The sequence below is a fragment of the Nostocoides sp. genome (genome assembly GCF_035343835.1).
GTDB classification, from domain to species: domain Bacteria; phylum Actinomycetota; class Actinomycetes; order Actinomycetales; family Dermatophilaceae; genus Nostocoides_A; species Nostocoides_A vanveenii.
This window is the reverse complement of record NZ_DAOQZV010000239.1, coordinates 1-4,654: the sequence shown is the minus strand read 5'-3', so window position 1 is coordinate 4,654 and position 4,654 is coordinate 1. Positions and strand designations below refer to the sequence as shown.

At 67.1% G+C, this 4,654-nt stretch carries 7 protein-coding genes; 4 read left to right on the top strand and 3 right to left on the bottom strand.

The window, feature by feature from the left end:
- The 4 genes from PKH97_RS13865 to PKH97_RS13850 form a co-directional block, all read left to right on the top strand.
- Window positions 1-432, top strand: a 432-nt coding sequence (locus tag PKH97_RS13865; RefSeq protein WP_324388128.1) for an AMP-binding protein, incomplete at its 5' end; no start/stop codon positions are given.
- Complete coding sequence (locus PKH97_RS13860) at window positions 429-665, top strand: AMP-binding protein (RefSeq protein WP_324388126.1); 237 nt, start codon at window positions 429-431, stop codon at window positions 663-665. The genes PKH97_RS13865 and PKH97_RS13860, both read left to right, overlap by 4 nt.
- Window positions 666-669: 4 nt before the next feature.
- Window positions 670-837 (top strand): hypothetical protein, encoded by a 168-nt coding sequence (locus tag PKH97_RS13855; protein ID WP_324388125.1) that lies wholly within the window; start codon window positions 670-672, stop codon window positions 835-837.
- A 53-nt stretch (window positions 838-890) separates the two neighbouring features.
- Window positions 891-1,673: a thioesterase family protein gene (locus PKH97_RS13850; RefSeq protein WP_324388124.1), complete on the top strand. Its 783-nt coding sequence runs from the start codon at window positions 891-893 to the stop codon at window positions 1,671-1,673.
- Between the two features lie 27 nt (window positions 1,674-1,700).
- Here PKH97_RS13850 and PKH97_RS13845 read toward each other — a convergent pair whose 3' ends face one another.
- The 3 genes from PKH97_RS13845 to PKH97_RS13835 form a co-directional block, all read right to left on the bottom strand.
- The gene (locus PKH97_RS13845; protein WP_324388123.1) at window positions 1,701-2,438 is read right to left on the bottom strand and encodes a class I SAM-dependent methyltransferase; all 738 of its coding nucleotides are present in this window, start codon (window positions 2,436-2,438) and stop codon (window positions 1,701-1,703) included.
- A gap of 51 nt (window positions 2,439-2,489) precedes the next feature.
- Window positions 2,490-3,503, bottom strand: coding sequence for a Gfo/Idh/MocA family oxidoreductase (locus tag PKH97_RS13840; RefSeq protein WP_324388122.1), 1,014 nt, complete (start codon window positions 3,501-3,503; stop codon window positions 2,490-2,492).
- A 79-nt stretch (window positions 3,504-3,582) separates the two neighbouring features.
- Entirely contained in the window at window positions 3,583-4,536 is a 954-nt protein-coding gene (locus PKH97_RS13835; RefSeq protein WP_324388121.1) for a hypothetical protein, read from the bottom strand.
- Window positions 4,537-4,654: the final 118 nt, after the last annotated feature.

The following is a 4,654-nucleotide window of genomic DNA, read 5'->3' as shown; positions in this document are numbered from 1 at the left end:
GTCATGTACTCAAGTGGCACAACGGGTTTCCCGAAGGGTGTCGAACTCACCCACCACAACACGAACGTCCACAGCGCCGTCAACAATGAGTACTTTCGGCTTGCTCCAGGTGAGGTGAGTCTGGCGGCCACGCCACTCTTCCCTGTCGGTGGCACGAGCTACATCGCGCTCGGCATGTACCACGGCGCGAGCACCGTCATGCTGCGCGAGGTCCTCCCGGGTCCGCTGCTCGGCGCGATCGTGGGCGGGGCGACGCGGCTCTTCCTGGTGCCGGCCGTGGTCGCACAGGTGCTTGCTGCCGGCGAGCAGGCCATCGGCGCCTTCAGCAAGCTGGAAGTCTTTGCGTATGGCGCGTCCCCCATGCCGCTGCCGATGCTCCAAAAGGCCCTGGCGAGTTGGCCCGAGATGACTTCGTCCAGGTCTACGGGATGACCGAGATGGGCGGGGTGATCACATCGCTCAGCCCGCTCGCACATCGAGACCCGGAACATCCCGAGCGGCTGACCAGCGCCGGCCAGGTGGTGGCTGGTGGGCAGGTGCGGGTCGTCGACCCGGCGACGGGCGAGGACTGCGCCGTGGGTCAGGTCGGGGCGTTGTGGTTCCACACGCCACAGTTGATGAAGGGCTATCTCGGCAAACCGGAGGCTTGCGCCCAAGCCTGGTGAGACCGTGGACCCGGACGAGGTGATCGCCTGGATGCGCGAACGCCTCGCGGCCTACAAGTGTCCGAAGTCGGTCGACGTGGTGGATGCCTTGCCGCGCAACCCCTCCGGCAAGATTCTCAAGCGCGAGTTGCGCGCTCCCCACTGGGCCGGCAGAGACAGCGCGATCGCCTGAAGTCCCGCCACCTCCCAGCGGTCGGTAGCATCCGGAGCGGGAAAGGGGGCCGGATGGGCGCGGCGTATTTCGAGCGATTGGGGCCGACGCGGTTCCGGGCGACCGAGCACACGAGCGGGGCCTGGGAGGTCAGCGAGCAACACATCGCCCCGGCGCTCGGGCTGCTTGCTCATTGCATCGAGCGCGATCGCGACGCGCGTCGCCCGGACGGGTTGATCGTCGGGCGGCTGTCCTACGACATTCTCGGCACCGTCCCTGTCGGCGAGGTGGAGGTGGCAACCCGGGTGCTGCGCCCCGGGCGGACCATCGACCTCGTCGAGGCGACCATGACGTATGCCGATCGCGCCATCGTCCGTGCGCGCGCCTGGTTGATGGCGACGGCCGACACCACGTCGATCGCGGGCGGGGCGCTGCCGGTGGTGCCCGGGCCGCAGGAGTGCGAGCCCTGGGCGATGCGAGATGTCTGGCCAGGAGGCTTCATCGGGGGCGTCGAGGTGCGTCGGCAGGTGCTCGGGCCCGGCCGTTCGGTGGCCTGGGTGCGGACGCCGGTGCCCTTGCTTGCCGACGAATCCGTGAGCACACACACGCGGTGGGCATGCTTGCTCGACATCACCAATGGTGTTGCGGTGCGCGCCGATCCACGCGACGTGCTCTTCCCTAATGTCGATCTGACCGCACACTTCGTCCGGTCGCCGGTGGGGGAGTGGGCGGGCTTCGATGTCACCGTTATCTTCGGCGGCGACGGCTTGGGCGTGACGCACACGATCCTCCATGACGCCGCCGGCCCCCTCGGCACCCAATCACAACTCCTGACGGTGCGCCCCCGCCATCAATGACCGGGGGAAGAGAGAACGCGTTGCTGGTCACGTGGGCCGGCGCCATACGGAAATATGACTCGGACTATCGGCCGTGAAATCGGAGCCGTCCCAGTCCGCAACCCGGGACTCGAACTCTAGGCCGGCGAGTTGCCCCATCAGATCGCACTCGGCCGGCCAGATATAGCGGAAATTCGTTGTGCCGTAACGGATCGAGCCGTCCGCTTCGTGCGTGTAGTGGTGCGAGGTGCCCTGCTGGGTCACCAGATCGTAGGTATCCATGCCGAGATGCCGGTCGGTCACGTCGAAGGGCACGGCGCGTTGTCCAGGCGGCATCCGGCGGATCGGCGGAATCCAGAGCTCGATGAGGAAACGCCCGCCGGGCGCGAGATGCCGCGCGGCGTTGCGGAAGCACGCCACCTGTTCCGTCTGGGTTCGCAAGTTCGCGATGGTGTTGTAGATCAGATAGACGAGGCTGAAGTCGCCGTCAACGCGCGTCGTCGCCATGTCGCCCATGGTCACCGGCACGAGGCCATCGGGATCCTTACGCCGCAGCTGCCTGGCCATCGGCTCCGACAACTCGATGCCGGCGACGGGCACCCCACGCAACGCGAGCGGTATGCCGATCCGCCCCGTGCCGATGGCAAACTCCAACGCACGCCCCGGACCGGCAAGTCCCGCAAGGACATTCAGAGTGGCGTCAGTCTCGGCCGGGGTAAAGTCCTCGGCGCAGACGGCGTCGTACCGGGCTGCCGTCTCCTCGTCCCACAGGTCGCTGCTCGTCACGGGTGCCAGTGTGCAGGTTCCAGCGAAGGTGCGCGCAGGATTTCCGATCAGCTATTCGGCTCGGGGTGTGGGGTAGCTGATTGTCTCGCTGCGCCCGCTGGTCAGCGAGCGCGTCGCGGCCTCGGCAATTGCCTGAGCCTTCAGCCCATCGGTCAGCGACGGGGAAAAGGGCGAGCCCGTTTCCACGGAGGTGACGAAAATGTCCAGAGTCGCGGCATACGTGGGTTGGACGCGCTCGAACCAACCGGCCGGCATACCGTTAGCGACAACGGAATTCGCGCCATACCGTGAAACGGTCCCCGTCACATGGCGCCCGGCCTCGATCAGCCCGCCCGACCCCATGACTTCGATCCGCTCGTCATAGCCGTATGCCGTGCGGCGCACCGAGTCGATCTGGACGAGGGCGCCGCTGGGGAGTTTGAGGATGGCGGCGGAGGTGTCGACGTCGTCGTACTGCGCGATGCGCGGGTCGGCGAGGGCTGACCCGCTGGCGAAGACCTCGACGGGGTCGGCACCGGCGATGAATCTCGTGAGGTCGAAGAAGTGGACAGCGGAGTCGCGCATGATGCCGCCGGAGACCTTGATGTAGTCCAGTGGTGGGACGACCGGGCCGCGCGACGTCATCTGGATGAGCTCGACGTCGCCGACGTCACCGGCGGCGACAGCTCGCTGGAGCGCGCCATAGTCGCGGTCGAAGCGCCGGTTGAAGGCCATCATGACCCGCCCGTCGCGCGCGGTCACATAGTCGACGACGTCGATGGCCGCCATCAGGTCCTTGTCGATCGGTTTCTCGCACAACGCAGCCAGGCCGGCATCTGCGGCGCGGCGCAGGTTGTCCGCGTGGCTGTCGGTGGACGACGCGATGAAGACGGCGTCGATGCGCTCCGGGTCGAAGGCATCCTCGATTTTCGTCGTCGCGACAGTGCCGTAGCGAGTGGCGACCGCTTGGGCGCGGTCGGGGTCCACGTCATACACAAGCGCGAAGTCGACCCCGGGATGCGCGGCCAGGTTGCCCGCGTGCACACTCCCGATGAAGCCCGCCCCGAGCAGCGCCATTCGTTGCATTCCGACTCCTTTGTCCTCACGTATGCCGTTGCCCCCCAATCTAGTCTCGGCCCCGTCCCAGCCCCGTCGAGTGGCCGGTTCAGGGTCGTCGAGTGGCCGACTGCTGCGCCCGGCCGCGACGCCGTCGACGTTCGAGATTCTCCAAGAGCGTGGCCGCAGCCTCAGGTGAGTGGCGTTGCGGTTCCGCGGCCGGGAGATCGAGTCGGTGTGCCGGAAAGCCGAGGGCATCAGCCAGCGCTGACAGGAACTCGTTGCGCAGATCCCGGTCCCAGATCTGGTCCGAGCGCACTTCCAGGAATGTCCAACCGTGCCGCTTGCCGACTGCGAAACGGCGGGTGTCGCTGGCGACGGCGTCAGGAGTGTCGTGGTATTCGGTGCCCTGACATTCGACGGCAACTCGTTTGGCGCGCCAAGCAAGGTCCGGGCGGAAGAGGAAGTTGCCCTTGGAGTCGTAAACGTTCCGATTGAGTGATGCCGAGGGTACGCCGCCGCGATGCACGACGAGTCGCGTCCCAGTTTCGAGCATCGATTCCGATCCCCGCCGCATCCAAGGCAGCGCTGGGAGCAACGTCCGTTTGCCGCGTGGGCGGATCCGGCTCTCGACAATGAGGCGTAGTTGCTCCTTCGTGCAACCGGCATTGAGCGCCTGGTCGCCGGCGCCGATGATGTCCTCGAAGGTGTAGGGCAGCCCCCGTCCGACCAATTCGCCCAGGTCGGCCCAGGTATGCGCGGGCGCGACGATAGGCAGCCCGTGGCGCAGCACCACCGCCCGGCTCTCCAGCCCCCGGTGACCGATGAAGCCGGTCCTCTTGAGGTGTCCGGCACGGGTCTCGGTGATCACGTGGAGATCACCGACGACGCGCGCGGCCCACGGTGTCGGCCAGCCGGCGATCTCGGCAGCCGTCGAATGTGAGAACGCAAACGGCACGTCGATCGAGCGCGCGACGGCGGTGAGGGCCTCGAGGTTCTTGGGCGCGGGCGGTCGGTGTCGTGGGTGCGCCAGTGGCGAATCGGTGTGGTCGGGGTTCGTCATACCTCCCAATGCTGCGCGCCTTGCCGTCGAGAGGTACCCGGAAAACCGACGGCCTGTGGATAATCGGCCTCTCGACGGGGCTGAACCGGCCTCTCGACGGGGCTGAACCGGCCTCTCG